18 protein-coding genes and 1 tRNA gene are annotated in these 15043 nt (G+C 65.6%); 11 read left to right on the forward strand and 8 right to left on the reverse strand.

Annotated features, from left to right (window positions below; translation table 11 throughout):
* Positions 1–11: 11 nt before the first annotated feature.
* From IVB46_RS28705 to IVB46_RS28715, 3 genes are all read right to left on the reverse strand, one after another.
* Positions 12–671 (reverse strand): DsbA family protein, encoded by a 660-nt coding sequence (locus tag IVB46_RS28705; RefSeq protein WP_028147336.1) that lies wholly within the window; start codon positions 669–671, stop codon positions 12–14.
* A 98-nt stretch (positions 672–769) separates the two neighbouring features.
* The gene (locus tag IVB46_RS28710; protein ID WP_247313379.1) at positions 770–1246 is read right to left on the reverse strand and encodes a PaaI family thioesterase; all 477 of its coding nucleotides are present in this window, start codon (positions 1244–1246) and stop codon (positions 770–772) included.
* 3 nt (positions 1247–1249) lie between these two features.
* Positions 1250–1675 (reverse strand): acyl-CoA thioesterase, encoded by a 426-nt coding sequence (locus IVB46_RS28715; RefSeq protein WP_247343966.1) that lies wholly within the window; start codon positions 1673–1675, stop codon positions 1250–1252.
* A gap of 111 nt (positions 1676–1786) precedes the next feature.
* On the opposite strand from IVB46_RS28715, the gene IVB46_RS28720 reads away from it, so the two are divergent.
* Positions 1787–2335, forward strand: coding sequence for a TetR/AcrR family transcriptional regulator (locus tag IVB46_RS28720; protein ID WP_247313385.1), 549 nt, complete (start codon positions 1787–1789; stop codon positions 2333–2335).
* Positions 2336–2375: 40 nt separating this feature from the next.
* Here the strand turns inward: IVB46_RS28720 and IVB46_RS28725 are convergent, their stop codons facing one another.
* Positions 2376–2867 carry a hypothetical protein gene (locus tag IVB46_RS28725; protein WP_063985822.1) on the reverse strand — a complete coding sequence of 164 codons (492 nt, stop codon included), beginning with the start codon at positions 2865–2867 and terminating at the stop codon, positions 2376–2378.
* A gap of 199 nt (positions 2868–3066) precedes the next feature.
* Here IVB46_RS28725 and IVB46_RS28730 point away from each other — a divergent pair, with 199 nt between their 5' ends.
* Positions 3067–3366: a PsiF family protein gene (locus IVB46_RS28730; protein ID WP_247313388.1), complete on the forward strand. Its 300-nt coding sequence runs from the start codon at positions 3067–3069 to the stop codon at positions 3364–3366.
* A gap of 101 nt (positions 3367–3467) precedes the next feature.
* Positions 3468–4553: an AbrB family transcriptional regulator gene (locus IVB46_RS28735; RefSeq protein ID WP_166348789.1), complete on the forward strand. Its 1086-nt coding sequence runs from the start codon at positions 3468–3470 to the stop codon at positions 4551–4553.
* A 169-nt stretch (positions 4554–4722) separates the two neighbouring features.
* Here IVB46_RS28735 and IVB46_RS28740 read toward each other — a convergent pair whose 3' ends face one another.
* The gene (locus tag IVB46_RS28740; RefSeq protein ID WP_247313390.1) at positions 4723–5262 is read right to left on the reverse strand and encodes a disulfide bond formation protein B; all 540 of its coding nucleotides are present in this window, start codon (positions 5260–5262) and stop codon (positions 4723–4725) included.
* Positions 5263–5420: 158 nt separating this feature from the next.
* Here IVB46_RS28740 and IVB46_RS28745 point away from each other — a divergent pair.
* A tRNA-Leu gene (locus tag IVB46_RS28745) sits at positions 5421–5505 on the forward strand.
* Between the two features lie 191 nt (positions 5506–5696).
* Complete coding sequence (locus IVB46_RS28750; RefSeq protein WP_247313396.1) at positions 5697–5999, forward strand: hypothetical protein; 303 nt, start codon at positions 5697–5699, stop codon at positions 5997–5999.
* Between the two features lie 35 nt (positions 6000–6034).
* On the opposite strand, the gene IVB46_RS28755 is transcribed toward IVB46_RS28750, so the two are convergent.
* Positions 6035–6496 carry a DUF6314 family protein gene (locus tag IVB46_RS28755; protein WP_247313399.1) on the reverse strand — a complete coding sequence of 154 codons (462 nt, stop codon included), beginning with the start codon at positions 6494–6496 and terminating at the stop codon, positions 6035–6037.
* A gap of 137 nt (positions 6497–6633) precedes the next feature.
* Between IVB46_RS28755 and IVB46_RS28760 the strand changes: the two genes are divergently transcribed.
* Positions 6634–6864 (forward strand): hypothetical protein, encoded by a 231-nt coding sequence (locus IVB46_RS28760; protein ID WP_247313403.1) that lies wholly within the window; start codon positions 6634–6636, stop codon positions 6862–6864.
* A gap of 7 nt (positions 6865–6871) precedes the next feature.
* Here IVB46_RS28760 and IVB46_RS28765 read toward each other — a convergent pair whose 3' ends face one another.
* The gene (locus IVB46_RS28765) at positions 6872–7831 is read right to left on the reverse strand and encodes an AraC family transcriptional regulator (RefSeq protein ID WP_247313406.1); all 960 of its coding nucleotides are present in this window, start codon (positions 7829–7831) and stop codon (positions 6872–6874) included.
* Between the two features lie 296 nt (positions 7832–8127).
* On the opposite strand from IVB46_RS28765, the gene IVB46_RS28770 reads away from it, so the two are divergent.
* The 5 genes from IVB46_RS28770 to IVB46_RS28790 all read left to right on the forward strand — a co-directional run bounded on the left by IVB46_RS28770 (position 8128) and on the right by IVB46_RS28790 (position 14405).
* Positions 8128–8370 (forward strand): hypothetical protein, encoded by a 243-nt coding sequence (locus tag IVB46_RS28770; protein WP_063985829.1) that lies wholly within the window; start codon positions 8128–8130, stop codon positions 8368–8370.
* Between the two features lie 24 nt (positions 8371–8394).
* On the forward strand, positions 8395–8646 hold the full coding sequence (locus IVB46_RS28775) for a hypothetical protein (protein WP_071909307.1): 252 nt from the start codon (positions 8395–8397) through the stop codon (positions 8644–8646).
* 272 nt (positions 8647–8918) lie between these two features.
* On the forward strand, positions 8919–11666 hold the full coding sequence (locus IVB46_RS28780) for a DUF2235 domain-containing protein (protein ID WP_247343968.1): 2748 nt from the start codon (positions 8919–8921) through the stop codon (positions 11664–11666).
* A 121-nt stretch (positions 11667–11787) separates the two neighbouring features.
* Positions 11788–12471: a response regulator transcription factor gene (locus IVB46_RS28785; RefSeq protein WP_028170124.1), complete on the forward strand. Its 684-nt coding sequence runs from the start codon at positions 11788–11790 to the stop codon at positions 12469–12471.
* Entirely contained in the window at positions 12468–14405 is a 1938-nt protein-coding gene (locus tag IVB46_RS28790) for an ATP-binding protein (RefSeq protein WP_247313414.1), read from the forward strand. The genes IVB46_RS28785 and IVB46_RS28790 overlap by 4 nt, the downstream gene beginning before the upstream one ends.
* Positions 14406–14542: 137 nt before the next feature.
* On the opposite strand, the gene IVB46_RS28795 is transcribed toward IVB46_RS28790, so the two are convergent.
* The gene (locus tag IVB46_RS28795; protein WP_014491556.1) at positions 14543–14824 is read right to left on the reverse strand and encodes a hypothetical protein; all 282 of its coding nucleotides are present in this window, start codon (positions 14822–14824) and stop codon (positions 14543–14545) included.
* Positions 14825–15043: the final 219 nt, after the last annotated feature.

Consider the following 15043-nt stretch of genomic DNA (forward strand, 5'->3'; position numbering starts at 1 on the left):
ATGTGCTCACGTCAGTTCATCTTGGCCTTGCGGGCATCGGCGATGACCTGCTCGAACTCGGTCATGCTGAGCACGCCCGGCACGCGGTACTTGCCGACGATGAAGGAGGGGGTACCGCTGAAGCCGAAGGCTTCGGCCTGCTCGTTGTTGCGCTTGAGGACGGCGTCGATGTCCTTGGCGCGGTCGGTGAGATCGCGCTTCAGGCGGTCCATGTCGACGCCGGCGGCCGCGAGCAGCTCGTTGATGCGCGGCTCTGTCAGGCGCGAGCTGACACCCATCATGGCATCATGCGCCTGATGGTATTTGTCCTGGAATTTTGCCGCGAGCGCGATCCGCGCCGCGGTGACCGAGACCGGCCCGAGGATCGGCCAATCCTTCATCACCAGCCTGACCTTGCCGTCGTCCTGGACCACCTGGCGCAGCTCCGGCTCGAGCTTGCGGCAATAGGGACAATTGTAGTCGGACCATTCGATGATGCTGATGTTGCCGTCGGGATTACCGGCGACGGGAACATCGGGGTCGCGCAACACCTTGGCTTCGGTCAGCACCTCGTCATCGGCGGCGGCCGCGCGCGCAGAGGTGATCCGACCTGCCGCAAGGGCACCCGCCCCGATCAGCGTCAGCGCCGCACGCCGCGTCGCCACGAGGCCCTTGTTCCTGAATCCAGCCATATCTCGTCCCGTTTCGGTCCCATCGCTGCAAATACGGTTCGCGACCGGGACCTGTTACGCGTCATATAGAGCGTTGCGGGCGCGATGTCATCGCCATGCTATGCGCGGATCGCCGCCGGCGCTGGCGAAGCCGCCGCGCGGGGCAGCATCGCCATCAGCGTCCCGGTCATGGTGGCGATCAGCGTGGTGTTGCCCTCGTGCTCGGCAAAGGCCCTGGCCTCGCAGAAGGTCAGCGTGCGGCCGGGCTTGACCACCTCGGCCTTGAAGACGAAGCGCGCGCCGCGGGCGGGCGCCAACAGCGTGGTCTTGAACTCGACGGTCAGGATGTCGGCCTCGCGCGGCATCAGGGTGAAGGCGGCGACGCCGCAGGCATTGTCGAGGCCTGCCGTGATGATGCCGGCATGGACAAAACCGTTCTGCTGCGTGAAGGCCGCCGAATGCAGCATGGCCAATTCGACCTCGCCCGGCGCGAGGCGGACGATCACGATGCCGAGCGTGCGCATCGCCGGCTGGCCGTCGAACATGGCAATGGCGGCAGCACGATAGCCCGGATTTTTCGGCTCGAACGCGGCCATGGCTCAGGCCTCGGCCGGCTCGGCAAGATGCTGCAGAGCGACCGCGCGGATCGCATCCGTGAACGGCGCCGACTTCCGCTGGCTGCGGTCCATGTGCACGCCGGTGATGTCGCACAACGCGGCGATCTCGCCGGTCTCGGCATTGGTCATGTCGTGCCGGAAGCGGATCGACTTGTCGCGGACCTCCAGCAAATGGCTGCGGATCTCGACGATGTCGCCAGCGAGCAGCTCCCGCCTGTAGGTGATGTTCTGCTGCACGGCGGCCATGCCGCGGCCGGAAGAGCGCAGATAGCTCGGCGTCAGCCCGAGGCGGGCGAACAGATTCCAGTTGGCCTCGTCGAATTTGCCGACATACCACATGATATTCATGTGACCGACATGATCGCACTGCCACGGATAGACCGTGCCGCGATAGGTCGCCTCCTGCATCGCAATTGCTCCTGCCGTTTTTCCGCCCTCTGATCATTGATACGGTAGCGTATCAGCACCTCCGCGCGTTAGCAATACGGTACCGTATCAAGAACCGGTGAGGCTTCCTTCATGAACGACGGCAAGGGCGATGTCTGGGTCGAGGCAGGGTTTACCGAGCTCGCCCGCTCGGGGGTCGAGGGTGTCAGGGTCGAGCTGCTCGCCAAGAATCTCGGCGTCACCAAGGGCGGCTTCTACCGCCGCTTCGCCGACCGTGCCGCGCTGCTCGATGCCATGCTGGAACGCTGGCGCGAGGGACGTGCGGCGTCAATCGCGCAGCAGACAAGCCTCGATGGGCAAGAGCCCCGCGAGCGGCTGAAGGCGGTGATCCAGCTTTATTCCGAGCGGCTCAATCCGGAGGGCATGGCGATCGAGCTCGCGATCCGGCAATGGGCCCGCTCGGACGAAAACGCCGCCGCGGCGGTCGCGAGCGTGGACGCGGCGCGGCTCAAGCACGTCGCCGAGCTCTATCGCGCGACCGGCCTCGAGGCCGAGGCGGCCGAGGCGCAGGCCTTCCTGTTCTATTGCTTCATCTTCGGCCAGAGCTTGCTGTTCGTCGAGCGCGGTCCACGCAAACGCTCGCAGCTGGTGGCGAAGTCGGCCGAGAAGCTGTTGGGCTAATGGCCGGAGCTTTGCTCCGGCCATCGCATCATGTCGAAGCTCAGGCGGCGCCCTTCAGCTTCTTGTTGCACTCGCTGTAATAGCCGCCGCCCTTCTCGATCCACTTCATGCCGCCATTGCCGTTGGTGGTCTTGTTGGCGTTGTACTGGTCGACGCAGGTGTGGAGGCGCGCCTTGCCGGCGGTCTCCTTGGCGTATTTCGGATCGACCGCGTTCGGATAGATCGCGGGTCCGGCCGGCAGGGTTGGCGCGGCAGCGGGGGCCGCCTCCTTCTTCGCCTGCTTCGGCTCGGCAGGAGCGGCGGGCGCAGCCGGAGCAGCGGCGGCCGGCGCGGCGGCAGGCGTCGCATCCGCTCCGCACTGGGCCTTGCGGAAGTCATTCCACTTCGTTGTGCCAAGCGAGCCGTCCTTCTTGGCGGCCTGGTATTTCGCGCTGCACTCCTGCGAGGTCAGCGCCTGCGCCGGCGCGCTCGCGACCAGCGCGGCAAAGCCCGTCAATGCAACCGCACACAGCAATTTTGATTGAATGGTCATCCTTGGTCCTCCTCCTTGGTCTTCCCCGACGGAAGCGAAACGAGGATTGCTATCCTAGCGTGCCGCCCGGCCGCGACAAGGAAGCGATGGCGCCTGCCGCCAAAATATAGTGATCCCCCCGGCTCGGATTATTCATGTCGCGTTCAGCAAGGCGAGCCGACGTTCCCAACCCTCCGCAATCTCGCAAGAGTGCACCACCATGACCTTCACGTCTCGCCTCGCCATCGTCGCCCTGACCTCCCTGCTCGCCACCGGCACCGCCTTCGCGCAGACCGCCGCGCCGGCTGCCAAGACCGACGCCAAGACCACAACTGCCGCCGCCCCCGCCGCCGACAAGAAGGCGTCGAAGGAGCGCTCGGCGGAGTCGCTCGAATGCTCCAAGCAAGCGGACGCCAAGGCACTGAAGGGCAAGGAGCGCAAAAAATTCCGCCGTGAGTGCATGAAGGAAGCGAAGGCCGGCACCGCCGCCCCCGCCGCCCCCGCCGCCGACAAGAAGTAAATCCGTCACACTACGGTTCGCGAGCGTCCGTGAGAGGCGCGCGCATTGCGGCATGACGAGGCTGCAATTGTGTGCCTCTCGCTGATTTGCGATAAGGTGGCGTGAAGCAAATCACCGCCTCCCTGCCGTTCGAATGGCCAAGCCGTGCCAAGATCTTGAGCACGGTGGAGACGCTCGTCATCGGCACCGCCGGCGGCCTCGTGTTTCTGGTCGCCGGACTTCCCGGGGGACTGATCTCGGGCTCTATGATCGCGGTCGGGATCGCCGCGATCGCCGGCCGCCAGCTGGCGCTGCCGCCGATCCTGACCCAGACCGTGCTGGTGCTGCTCGGCATTTCACTGGGGTCGGTCGTCTCGCGCCATCTGCTGCAACAGGTCAGTGCCTATCCCCTCACCATCGGCCTGCTTGCGCTCGCGACCTTCTGCTCGACCTTCGGCTCGAGCTATTACCTCCAGCGCATCCATGGCTGGGACCGCACCTCGGCCTTCCTTGCCGGCAGCCCCGGGGCGCTGTCGCAGATCACGATCCTGGCGGTCGAGCGCGGCGCCGACCTGCCCGGCATCGCGGTGGTGCAGACCCTGCGCGTCATCATCCTCACCGCGGCGCTGCCGATGGTGCTCGCGTTCGCGGGCGTGGCGCCCTCCGTCGCGCCGTCGCTGACGACGACGATCGCCTCGCCGCTCGAGCTCGTGGAGCTGGTCGCGGCCTCGCTGGCCGCAGCGCTCCTGCTGCGGCTGATCAAGTTTCCGGCGAGCTGGATGTTCGGCGCGATGATCGCCTCCAGCGTGCTGCATGGCGCAGGCTGGGTCGAGGGCGGCCTGCCGAACTGGGTGCGCGGCGTGGCGCTGATCGGCATCGGCGCATTGATCGGCAGCCGTTTCGCGCGGATGCGGATCAAGACGCTCGCCGGCCACATCCATGCGGCGCTGGGCTCGTTTGCCGTGGCCATCGCCGTCTCGGCCATCTTCGTCGGCATCGTCGCGCTCACCACGCAGGTGAAATTATCGGATGTCGTCGTCGCCTTTGCGCCGGGCGCGATGGACGCGATGCTGGCGCTCGCGCTCACGCTGCACATCGACCCGATCTTCGTCGGCGCCCATCATTTGTCGCGCTTCGTGTTCGTGACGATCGCGACCCCGGGCATCGTGCACCTGTTCGGCCGCACGCAGGACGATGTGGATGATTAGCGAAGCGCCGTAGTCGTAGCGGAGCTCCGGTCTCGTAGGGTGGGCAAAGGCGCGCTAGCGCCGTGCCCACCGTGCTCCCGCAATATCGCTAAAAGTGGTGGGCACGCTTCCGCCTTCGCTCTTCGAGCTACGGCGGACAAGTCGCTTTGCCCACCCTACGGCAGCTTACCTAGCGCTTCGCCGTCCGCAAAAATCCCCACGCCGCGATCGCCGCCATCAACAGCGAGATCAGCACGTTGTAGCCGGCGAGCGAGAGGCCGAGGAAGCGCCACTGCACCTCGTCGCAGCGCACCACCTTCACGGTATCCAGCTTGGACAGCAGGTCGGCGGCATTGCCGAGATTGATGACGGGACCGGAGCAATCGGTCGGGCCCTTCCAGAACCCCCATTCGACGCCGGAGTGGTAGGTGCCGAGGCCGGCATTGGCGAGTGTCGCCAGCGCGAGGATCGCAAGGCCCGCGAGCAGCAGCGGCCGCGGCGCCCCGCTCCGCGCCGCAAGCGCCGTCAGCACGCCGACCGGGATCGCGAGATAATAGGCGTAGCGCTGCTCCAGGCACAGCGGACAGGGCAGGATCTCCAGCACGAGCTGGAAGAACCAGGCGCCGGCGATGGTCGCGGCGGCAATCAGCGTGACGAGCACCGAGGCGGTCAGCGCGGGACCGGTCCCAGCCGGCCTGAATGCAGGTATTGCGGCACTCTGGGTCGTCACGGCAGCCTCTTCCGATGGGGTCGCTTTCCTTAGGCTCTAACCCCGGCCCAGGCGGCTGTCGAGAACGGCCGGGATCACTTTGGCGCGGGTTGACCCTGCCCTGTCCATGGCTATAGTCCGCCCGCTTTGCGAGGCCCTTCTCCAGGGGCCGACCGGGGGCCCCTGTGGCGGAATTGGTAGACGCGCTCGACTCAAAATCGAGTTCCGCAAGGAGTGCTGGTTCGATTCCGGCCAGGGGCACCAGCCTTCGCTGCTTCGCAGCTACGGCTGGGCGAGCCGGGCGCAGTCTATCCATGCGAAGCAGCGAAGGCTGTCCCGCCGAAGCCTTGGCGAAGGCGGACTAGATCAACGAATCCGGTGTTTCCCTCCCCTTCCAATCGTCACATCCCACCTGTATAAACCGGTAGCTTCTTCTGTAACTCGAAGGAGCTCACATGAACGACCTGCATACGTGGCTTTCGCAGCAGCACCACGGCCTGCGCACCTTCCGGACATTTCAGCAAAAGCTCGAGACGCTCGGCCGGGACGATCCCGCCCAGCGCGGTCTTTGCCGCCTGTTGAGCAGCCTCGTCGGCAGCTATGTCGAGGCCTTTGACGAGGAGCCGCTGCCGGTCGAAATCGCCGATGGCGCATATCAGCGTCTGCTAACGCTGGTTGAGAGCATCGATCTTCACGGCGACGCCAATCGCCGGCTCGCCGACATCAACCGCGTGGCGGAGAGTGAGCTCTGGCGGTGAGAGGCGGCACGGCCGTCGCCATCGCCCCGGCTTGATCACGAGAGACGCGTGTAGGTCGTGTTCATCGTATAGTCCTTGCGTGGACCCGATACGACATGACGGACGACGAACGTTCCATCCGGCCGAAACTTGTAGGCCGACTGATAGTCGTCGTGCTTGCAAAGATGGCGCGCACGTCCGCTCAGCTCTCCTCCGGAAGATGCGGACAGTGAAATCTCGTGAAACAGCCGCGGCGGATCTTCCCTGAAGAAGACCTTGAAACCTCCGTCGCTGCTGCTGAAGACGTATTCGCGTTCGGCCTGCACAATGGTGCCGTTCGCGAGCGTCAGATATCCCTGCTCGCGGTAGGCCAACCGCCCCCCGTCCAGTGGCGTGAAGATCGCGATACCCTGCATCGTAGCCTGGCCTTCGATGACGCGGTTGAAGGACCACGAGCCGATCAGCCTTTTCGTGACGTCCGAGGCGTCACCCCAACTATCGATCATCGCTTCATTCATATCTTCAGACCTGCTCTTTAGACCTGCGCAATTAACCGGCCGGTCCAGCCTCTCAGGACCCGCAGCCGGGAGTTCGACTTCAGCGAGCCGATACCTATATCCTACCGCAATGAATGGTGATGCAGTGAGCAGCTTCGATGGCCAGGAGACGCACGACGGAAGCGGACGCCGACGACCTCCCCCGCTATTTCGTCTGGGTCCGGGGCCTCGAAGGCCCCGAGCCGCAGAAATGGACGGCGATGGATTTCGGCATCGGTGACTGGAAGCGGCCGCAAGTGCTGGCCTTTCTGGAGCTGCCGGAAGGCGAACGGCACCTGCCGCTGTCGGCGCTGGCACGGCGCTATCCGCCGCCGCGGGTGGAGACCTAGCGCTCTCTCACTTCCCCCTCGCCGCGGTCGGCGTCAACCCAAACCGCCTGCGGAAGCAGCGGTTAAAATAAGAGAGATCGTTGAAGCCGCAGGCAAAGGCGATGTCGCTGATGCGGCCCTCGCGATGTGCCAGGAGGTCGGCGGCCTTGCGCAGACGCAGCTCAGTGAGGCGGGTGGTGAAGCTGGCGCCGGCCTCGAACAGCAGCTCGTTGACGTAGCGCTCGGATAGGCCGGCGGCGGCGGCAAGCTTCTGGGCGGAAAAACCCGGCTCGTGGAAGCGCGCCTCAAGAATCGACAGCACGGCCTTGAGCCGCACGACGCGCAGGCCCCCCCGTCGCGCGGCAGTGGCGATATCGCTGCGGGCACCGAGACCGATCGCGGCAAGGTCGAGCAGATGGCCGGCGATCGCCATGCCGGCCTCGTCGGCGGCCGTGGGATTGCGGAGGAGGAGATCGCTGTAATCCATCGCCAGCGACAGCGCGCCGCCGGGCTCGAGCTCGCAGCCGACGAGATCGTCGATGTCGGCGACCATCGCGCGCAGCGTATCGACCGGCAGATGCACGTTGGTGAAGCGCTTTTGGCTCGCGCCGTCGGCCGCGAAGAACGGCTCGTCCAGCTTGAGCAGCACCATCGCTCCCGGCCGCATGGTGAACTCGCGGCCGCGATGGATCACCTGAGACGGAATATCTCCGGTGTTGCGCGCGAGGCAAAAGCGGTCGTCGCCGGTCTCGATCACCTGGCGCTTCTCGCGCCGGACCGTGACGAAGCTGCCGTCGCAACGGCCGAGCATGGTGGTGCCGATATGGATCGAGTTCATCGTGGCGCGAAACGGCACGTCGGACGCCGGATCGAGCTCGCCGGTGTTGGAGAAATGCTCGAACAGCTCCGCGAAGCGGATGAAGCGCTGCCGGTCGGACAAGTCCTGCGGCAGCATCTCGGTCGAGAGCGACTTCCTGATGACGGACATCGAGAACGACTTTTCGAGAATGGCTTTTCTAAGTTCTTAAAAAAGGCTTGGCGCTCGCCGAACCTCGCACGCCAAACAGACGCCCGCAGAAGACCAGCATACCGCAAGCTATCAGCACGCCAACGTGAATCAAGCCGCGCCGGTCAGTCCAAGCTGCGACGGCGCTGGCGCCGTACAGTCCAAGACGCCCCACACAAGCGGGCCCTATTCAGGCCGCGGATGCGGCACGCCACACAAGAACTGCATCCGGGCAAACGGGCGGCCCCAGCCTGACGCCCGCTGGAGGAGACAACGACATGCGAACCTCTCTACCCCGCAGCCTCGTGCTCGGCGGCGCCATCGCGACCAGCCTCTGCATCGGTTACGCGCTGGGCGCGCAGCCGCACATGGACGAAGCCATCGCGATCCTGCAATCGGCCCGCGCCGAGCTCGGCAAGGCAGAGCCGAACAAGGGCGGTCATCGCGAGAAGGCGATCGGGATGATCGACCAGGCGATCGCCGAAGTACGCGCCGGCATCGCGTTCGCCGCCGGCCATTGAAGCAACGGCATTCGGGAGGAAGACATGATACGCACCCTGTTTGCCACGGCTCTCACGCTCGGCGCGATCACGGGCGTTGCCCAGGCCATGCCGCTCACCCTGCTCAACGCAGGCGCGAACGGCGACGTCATCGCGGTCGCCGGCGGCTGCGGCCCCGGCTGGCACCGCGGCCCCTATGGCGGCTGCCTCAGGAACTACGCCAACCCCGCCGCGCATGCCTGCCCGCGCGGCTACCATATCGGCCCCGGCGGCGCTTGCCGCGGCAATGGCAGGTAGGAGCTGAACACTCCGCCTCTCCCCGCTCGCAGGGGAGAGGCGTCCGCCGACATCACGCCTCTCGCCACCGGCACCAGCAAGACCAAACGTTTTCGTAACCGTCATGCCGCGGCGTCCGACCGCGGCAGGGCGGCGGCGCGATCCCGCTTGCTACCTCAACGGGACTATGCACAGAATGCACCTTCTTTCATGACGCAACCATTGATTGAAATTGTGGAGTGCTGAACGGCGCCAGCCTGAAGTGCTTCACCGTCGATTGCCAGAGGGGCCCCATGACCCAGCATGATGGCGCGCGGAATGGTAATTCTGCCAGACCCAAGCACACGCATGACGATGCAAGCGCCGGCGGGACGACCGCCAACACCCTGTCGAAGCGCAAGCTGGTGCTGTTCGCCGACGGCACGGGCAACGCGTTCACCGCCCAGGAATCCAGCGTCTGGCGGCTCTATGAAGCGCTCGACCACACCCAGCCGGACCAGATCGCGCACTACATCAAGGGTGTCGGCACCGCCGGCTGGGCGCCGCTCGCAGCCATCGACGGCGCCACCGGCATCGGCGTTCCCTCCAACGTCCGCAAGCTCTACCGCTTCCTGTGCTGGAACTGGCGCGAGGGCGACGAGATCTACATCTTCGGCTTCAGCCGCGGCGCTTTCACCGCGCGCACGCTGGCGGCGCTGATCGCGAGCCAGGGGTTGGTGCCGGCGGAAATCAAGGGCGAGCCGGTCTCGCATGCCGAGATGGAGCGCAACGCCATGTCCGCATGGCGGGAATACCGCAAGGAATCGGTGGGCTATCGCAGCCTGCCGACGATCTGGATTACGCGCTGGATTCGCGACCTGCTGCTCATCATCTACCATTTCGTCTGCGGGCACCGCTCCTATTGCACGGTCCGCAAGGCCATGGCCGGCCGCAAGAACGTCAAGATCGAATTCCTCGGGCTGTTCGACACGGTCGAGGCTTTCGGCGTACCGATCGAGGAGCTGCGCGTCGCGATCGACTGGGCAATTTGGCCGATTTCGTTCCGCAATCATCGGCCCTCGCGCAAGGCGAAGCACATCTGTCACGCGCTCGCGCTCGACGACGAGCGCACCACCTTTCATCCGCTGCGGATCGACCAGAGCCGTCTGGCGAATGACCAGACTGTCAAGGAGGTGTGGTTCGCGGGCGTCCATTCCGACATTGGCGGCGGTTACCCGGAATCCACCCTCTCCTTCGTTCCGCTGGTCTGGATGACCGAGCAGCTCGGTGGCCAATTGCGCTTCCAGAACGGCACGATCGAGCGTTTCCGCGAGTATCAATCGGCGATCGGGCCAAAGCACGATTCACGCAGCGGCGCCGCCGTGCTTTACCGCTACGGTCCGCGGCCGATCCTCGAAGGCGATGTGAACGGCGGCAAACCGGTCGTTCACTTCGCCGTGGTCGAACGAATGCTGTTCGGATGCGACGATTATGCGCCGATCATGCTGCCGGCGAACGCGCGGGTGCTGATGCCCGACGGAAGCATCAGGGAGCTCACCAATGACGGCGCGCACCAGGCCATGCATGACGCCTACGCGAAGAAAGCGAGGCGCCCGATAAGCAAGGAGGAATCCGACGCCTTCACTGGAATGAAAGCGCCAGACGCGGACATGGCGAATCTGGCGCGCGGCGCCGTGTGGTGGCGACGCGTGGCCTATTTCGCGCTCCTGATCATGACGGGCATCATTGCCGCCTGGCCGTGGATCGCCCACAAGATCATAGATACATCCGGCAAGAGCCTGCGCGATTTTGTCAGCAACATCGACTGGGGTTTCAGCGCCATACTCGGCTCCGTCGCGAACCTGCTCAAGAACGTGTTGCCCTCCTATGCGGGGCCATGGCTCAATATCGCACTCTATTATCCTGTCGCGACCTCACTCGTCGTGCTGGTCACGTGGTGGGTCTGGAGCATCAACGCCTCGCTGCGTGATGGCATCCAGGAGCGGGCGCGGCTCGCCTGGTACCGGCCGGAACGGAAGGCAAGCGCAAAAAACCTCAGCCGGATGAGTTTGTTGTTCAGGTTTGGCGGTTTGATGCAGCGAAATGCGCGGTGGATGAGCTTTCCGTTCACCAAGATCATCTTTCCCATCGTCTCCATCGTCGTCATCTACGCCGCGGCCTTGCTGATCGCCTCGAGCAGCTTCTTCACCTGGCGCGTCGCGACCGGACAGGTTTGTGAAGCCCCGGAAACAAAAGCCGCAGAGGCGAAGAAAAAGGGAATGAACGTCGCGGTGGACATTCCGCCAGCCAAGCCGGTGGGCGACAACGCGCTTCCTGCGGTCGAGCTTTTCAACGTCAACCAGTTCTGTTGGGCAAGCAGGCTCGCCGTGGAGAAAGGCCGCAAATACCGGGTCTGGATCGATATCGACCAACGCTGGTTCGACCGCACGATCATGACCGGCGTCAACGGATTCCAGACCTACGAAAACCACCATTACCTCGCTCTCCCGACCCGGCGACTGTTCGGCGCGGACTGGTTCCAGCCGGTCGTACGCGTCGGCGAGAAGGGCCTGAACGATCAGCCGCTGCAGGCCATGAACGTGATGTCGGCAGATGAACTGCCGCGCCGCATTGACCCGACCCTCCCCGAGGACAATGCTCAGGATGAGCCAAAAAACAGATATCCCGTCCGCATCGAAAACGCCGAGGAATCGAGTACGGACGATGCGGCGAAGCTGACGAAACTCAAGGCCGGTATCGCGAAGATGGACACATTCGATGCGCTTCCGCCAGACGATTCGGCACGCAAGGTTTGGGACACGCAGAAACTTGCAGACCGGATGGTGGCCGAATTCACCGCACCTGATTCCGGCGAGCTGTTCTTCTACGTCAACGACGCCGTGCAGATCGTCCCGGGCTTCCTGCGATGGCTGGCCCCAGCAAAATACGCCGACTATTTCGGGCCGGACGAACAATACTACAAGAACAACAGCGGCACGGCGCGGATCACGGTACAGCGTCTGCCCGCGCCGCCGACGCCATCGGCTGCGGCAAAGCAGTAGGCGCCGGCCACAACGGAGCGGAAGAGTGACAACGCCCCCATGATTATGGGTGTCGCGGCGTCCGCGCCGCGGCTAAACTTGGCCTCGCGCCGCGGGGGACACGTGGTGCGGGACGATGAACATGAGCGAACAGGGCGAGACGGGTGAGGCCATCACCATCCTCCTCGTCGAGGACGACGCGCCGACCTGCTGGCGGCTCCAGGATGCGCTGGTCAAGGCCGGCTACAAGGTGCGCAGCGCAGCCACGCTCGGCGAGGCGCGCCAAGCCCTGAACGGCGGCGCGCCGCGCGTGCTGCTGACCGATCTGCGATTGCCCGACGGCCATGGCATCGAGCTGATCCGCGAGACCCGGCAGCGCTTTCCCGACACCGAGATCATGGTGATCTCGGCGCTCGGCGACGAGGAGAGCGTGATCTCGGCGATCACGGTCGGAGCCACCGGCTATCTCCTGAAGGACGCCTTCCCGACCGACATCGCCACCACCGTGCGCGATCTGGTCGCCGGCCATTCGCCGATCTCGGCCTCGATCGCCCGTTTCATCGTGCGCAGAACGCAAGGCGCCGCGCCGAGTTCGGCCGAGCCGCCGCGCGGGCCCGTGCTCAACACCGCACGACTCACCCCGCGCGAGATCGATATCCTCTGGGGCATCGCCAAGGGTTTCAGCTACGCCGAGATCGCGAGCCATCTCGGCCTGTCCAGGCAGACCGTGCCCGGCCACATCAAGAACATCTATCGCAAGCTCGAAGTGCACACGCGCAGTGAAGCCGTGTTCGAGGCGGTGCAGCAGGGCCTGATCAAGCTGTGAGCGAGATCGCGGTGAAAGCACCTGCGCGACCGCGGCGCCGGCTGATCGCGGCGCGCCTCGTGCCCTATCTGCTGCTCCAGGCGCTGATCGTGATCGTCAACATCCAGGGGCTGCGGCTGCTCCAGCCCAGCGACCCCGACGATTATGCCGTGAGCGAATTTTCGCTGCGGGAGGACGGCACGACCCGGGCGGTGACGTTGCCGCATTTCACGTCGTCGCGCTACGCGCTCCAGGACCCGCCGCTCTATTCGGGCGCGTTCGTCTTCAAGCCCGATGCGGCAAACACGGCCTGGTCGGTTTTCCTGCCGCGCTTCAGCAACGGCGTGGAGGTCGCGGTCAACGGCGTCGCGATCCTGGACTCCCGGCGCGATCCCACCGCCAACCGGCCCGACCGCAACACGCCGGAGATCGCACTGATCCCGTCGTCGCTGCTGCGCGACGGCAGCAACGAGATCACCGTGCGGCTGTTGGTGTGGGGTCCGCTGCGAGGCTTCCTCGACACCGTCTATGTCGGGCCGGACGAAAGCCTGCGGGGAGCCTACGAGACGCGCACGCTGCTGTTCGTGACGCTGCCCGTGGTGTTCTCGGCCTGGCAATCGTTGCTGGCGGTGATCCTCGCCATCATGTGGCTGATGCGACGCCGCGAGCCGGTCTATGGCGTGCTGGCGGCAGGAATGCTCGTCGGCGCGATGCAGGCCTTCGCGCCGGCGCCGCTGCCGCCCGCGCCTTATCCGCGGCTGGCCTCCATCCTGCTGGCGTCCGCGCCGATCGAGAGCGCGCTGGTCGTGACGTTCGCGGTGCTGTTCTTCGGCTGGCGCTGGCCGCGCTACGGGCTGCTGTTGTTCGCGCCGGGGCTCGTCATCCTGCTGGTCGGGCTCTTTGCGGGCCAGCCGATCCCGCGCATCACCTTCCTGTTCCTCGGCGTGCCGACCGTGGGCCTGTGCCTGATGCTGCTGGTCGTCATCCTGACGTGGGCGGTGATCAGGCGGCAGGACGCGGCGAGCTTTACCTTCGGCTGCGCCGTGACCATCGTGCTGACCTGCTGGTTTCACGACATGCTCTCGGCGTTCGAGTTCGTGCCGGACGATCGCACCTTCGTCACGCGGCTGTCCTATTCCGCGATGCTGGTGGCGATAGGCGCCGGACTGACCTGGCGCTTCGCCCGCGCGCTCAACGAGGTCGACAGCTTCGCCGGCCAGCTCGTCGCACGCGTGCGCGAGGCCGAGGAGCGGCTGAAGGCAAGCTTCGCCCGCGAAGAAGAGCGCGCCCGGGCCGCCGCACTCGCCAACGAGCGCACGCGCTTGATGCGCGACCTGCATGACGGCCTCGGCGGTCAGCTCGTCAGCATCGTCGCGCTCTCCGAGCGTGGGCACGAGGGCGCGACCATCACGGACGCTGCGCGCGCCGCGTTGAAGGATCTGCGCCTCGTTATCGATTCCATGGACGACATCGGCGGCGACCTGATGCTTGCGCTCGGCTCCTGGCGCGAGCGCGCGGCGGCACAATTGCGGCCGCACGACGTCGCACTCGGATGGCACGTGGCGACGCCGCAGGGCCTGCCGCTGCATCCTGAACTGCGGCCATGGCACGTCATCCAGATCGTGCGCATCCTCGACGAGGCCGTGACCAACGCGGTCAAGCACGCGCAGGCGCGCCATATCGTCGTTACCATCGAGACGCTCGACGATGGCCAAGGAGAGGGCGACGGGCCGCGTGGCATGATCAGCGTCGCGGACGACGGCAAGGGCTTTGCCCTGTCCGGCAACGGCGAAGCCGGCAGTGCGGGCCAGACCGCGCGGGGTCTGCGCAACATGCGAAGCCGCGCCGCGCGCTGCGGCGCGGTGCTGGATCTGGCCTCGGATTCCTCGGGTACGCGCGTACGGCTGCAACTGCCGAAAACCTTTCCCGATAGCGACGCCGCCGCCACGGGCTGAAAAGCCCCCTCCCCGAACGTGTGGGACGCACGGAGAGAGGGAACGGGCCGGATTATCGTCATGCGGAGGACGGGGGGTTCGTCCGCAAGTCATCCTTTCGCCCGAAGCGATGCAATCAACTCAATCAAACGAGATCGTCAGCGCACGCCGACGCGATTGACCGGGCCTCCGCGATTCATCGGCGTTCCCGCACGAACGCCGACGCCGGGCGCGCCCACCCCGGGCGTCGCCACCGCGACCGCGGCGGCCGGCGCAACCACCACCGCCCCGGTCGGCCGCACCACGCAGCCCTTGGGCACGCCGACCGTCTTGCAATAGACCACCGCCTGCGCCGGGCTCGTGCCCAGCGACACCATCGCCGCACCCGCGAGCATCATGACCGTCAGCCCGGCGCTCAGCGCGCCCACGTTTTTCGACATCTTGCTCTCCTGCTTCCCGTTCGGCGCCCCGATGCAATCACCGGGTTTCGCAGCCGACGTGCAGCCTGAATGGCAAAAGACGGCGCGCGGATACATGCCATGAAGATGGGGGTGCGCCGAGCGAGCCGATGCCATGAACATGGCATGGACCGGCAACGGCCCTCCGCGAGATGGTCCGGCTCACCCGATCCCAGCGGGACCCGTCACAATCCCAAAGAG

This window comes from Bradyrhizobium sp. 61 (assembly GCF_023073075.1).
Classification (GTDB): Bacteria; Pseudomonadota; Alphaproteobacteria; order Rhizobiales; family Xanthobacteraceae; genus Bradyrhizobium; species Bradyrhizobium barranii.

Excerpts from the sequence above, each read along its gene's own strand:
- IVB46_RS28710 (WP_247313379.1), bottom strand. The coding sequence starts at position 1,246 with ATGGCCGCGTTCGAGCCGAAAAATCCGGGCTATCGTGCTGCCGCCATT.
- IVB46_RS28720 (WP_247313385.1), top strand. The coding sequence starts at position 1,787 with ATGAACGACGGCAAGGGCGATGTCTGGGTCGAGGCAGGGTTTACCGAG.
- IVB46_RS28750 (WP_247313396.1), top strand. The coding sequence starts at position 5,697 with ATGAACGACCTGCATACGTGGCTTTCGCAGCAGCACCACGGCCTGCGC.
- IVB46_RS28725 (WP_063985822.1), bottom strand. The coding sequence starts at position 2,867 with ATGACCATTCAATCAAAATTGCTGTGTGCGGTTGCATTGACGGGCTTT.
- IVB46_RS28715 (WP_247343966.1), bottom strand. The coding sequence starts at position 1,675 with ATGCAGGAGGCGACCTATCGCGGCACGGTCTATCCGTGGCAGTGCGAT.
- IVB46_RS28770 (WP_063985829.1), top strand. The coding sequence starts at position 8,128 with ATGCGAACCTCTCTACCCCGCAGCCTCGTGCTCGGCGGCGCCATCGCG.
- IVB46_RS28765 (WP_247313406.1), bottom strand. The coding sequence starts at position 7,831 with ATGTCCGTCATCAGGAAGTCGCTCTCGACCGAGATGCTGCCGCAGGAC.
- IVB46_RS28785 (WP_028170124.1), top strand. The coding sequence starts at position 11,788 with ATGAGCGAACAGGGCGAGACGGGTGAGGCCATCACCATCCTCCTCGTC.
- IVB46_RS28795 (WP_014491556.1), bottom strand. The coding sequence starts at position 14,824 with ATGTCGAAAAACGTGGGCGCGCTGAGCGCCGGGCTGACGGTCATGATG.
- IVB46_RS28755 (WP_247313399.1), bottom strand. The coding sequence starts at position 6,496 with ATGAATGAAGCGATGATCGATAGTTGGGGTGACGCCTCGGACGTCACG.
- IVB46_RS28760 (WP_247313403.1), top strand. The coding sequence starts at position 6,634 with ATGGCCAGGAGACGCACGACGGAAGCGGACGCCGACGACCTCCCCCGC.
- IVB46_RS28730 (WP_247313388.1), top strand. The coding sequence starts at position 3,067 with ATGACCTTCACGTCTCGCCTCGCCATCGTCGCCCTGACCTCCCTGCTC.
- IVB46_RS28780 (WP_247343968.1), top strand. The coding sequence starts at position 8,919 with ATGACCCAGCATGATGGCGCGCGGAATGGTAATTCTGCCAGACCCAAG.
- IVB46_RS28705 (WP_028147336.1), bottom strand. The coding sequence starts at position 671 with ATGGCTGGATTCAGGAACAAGGGCCTCGTGGCGACGCGGCGTGCGGCG.
- IVB46_RS28775 (WP_071909307.1), top strand. The coding sequence starts at position 8,395 with ATGATACGCACCCTGTTTGCCACGGCTCTCACGCTCGGCGCGATCACG.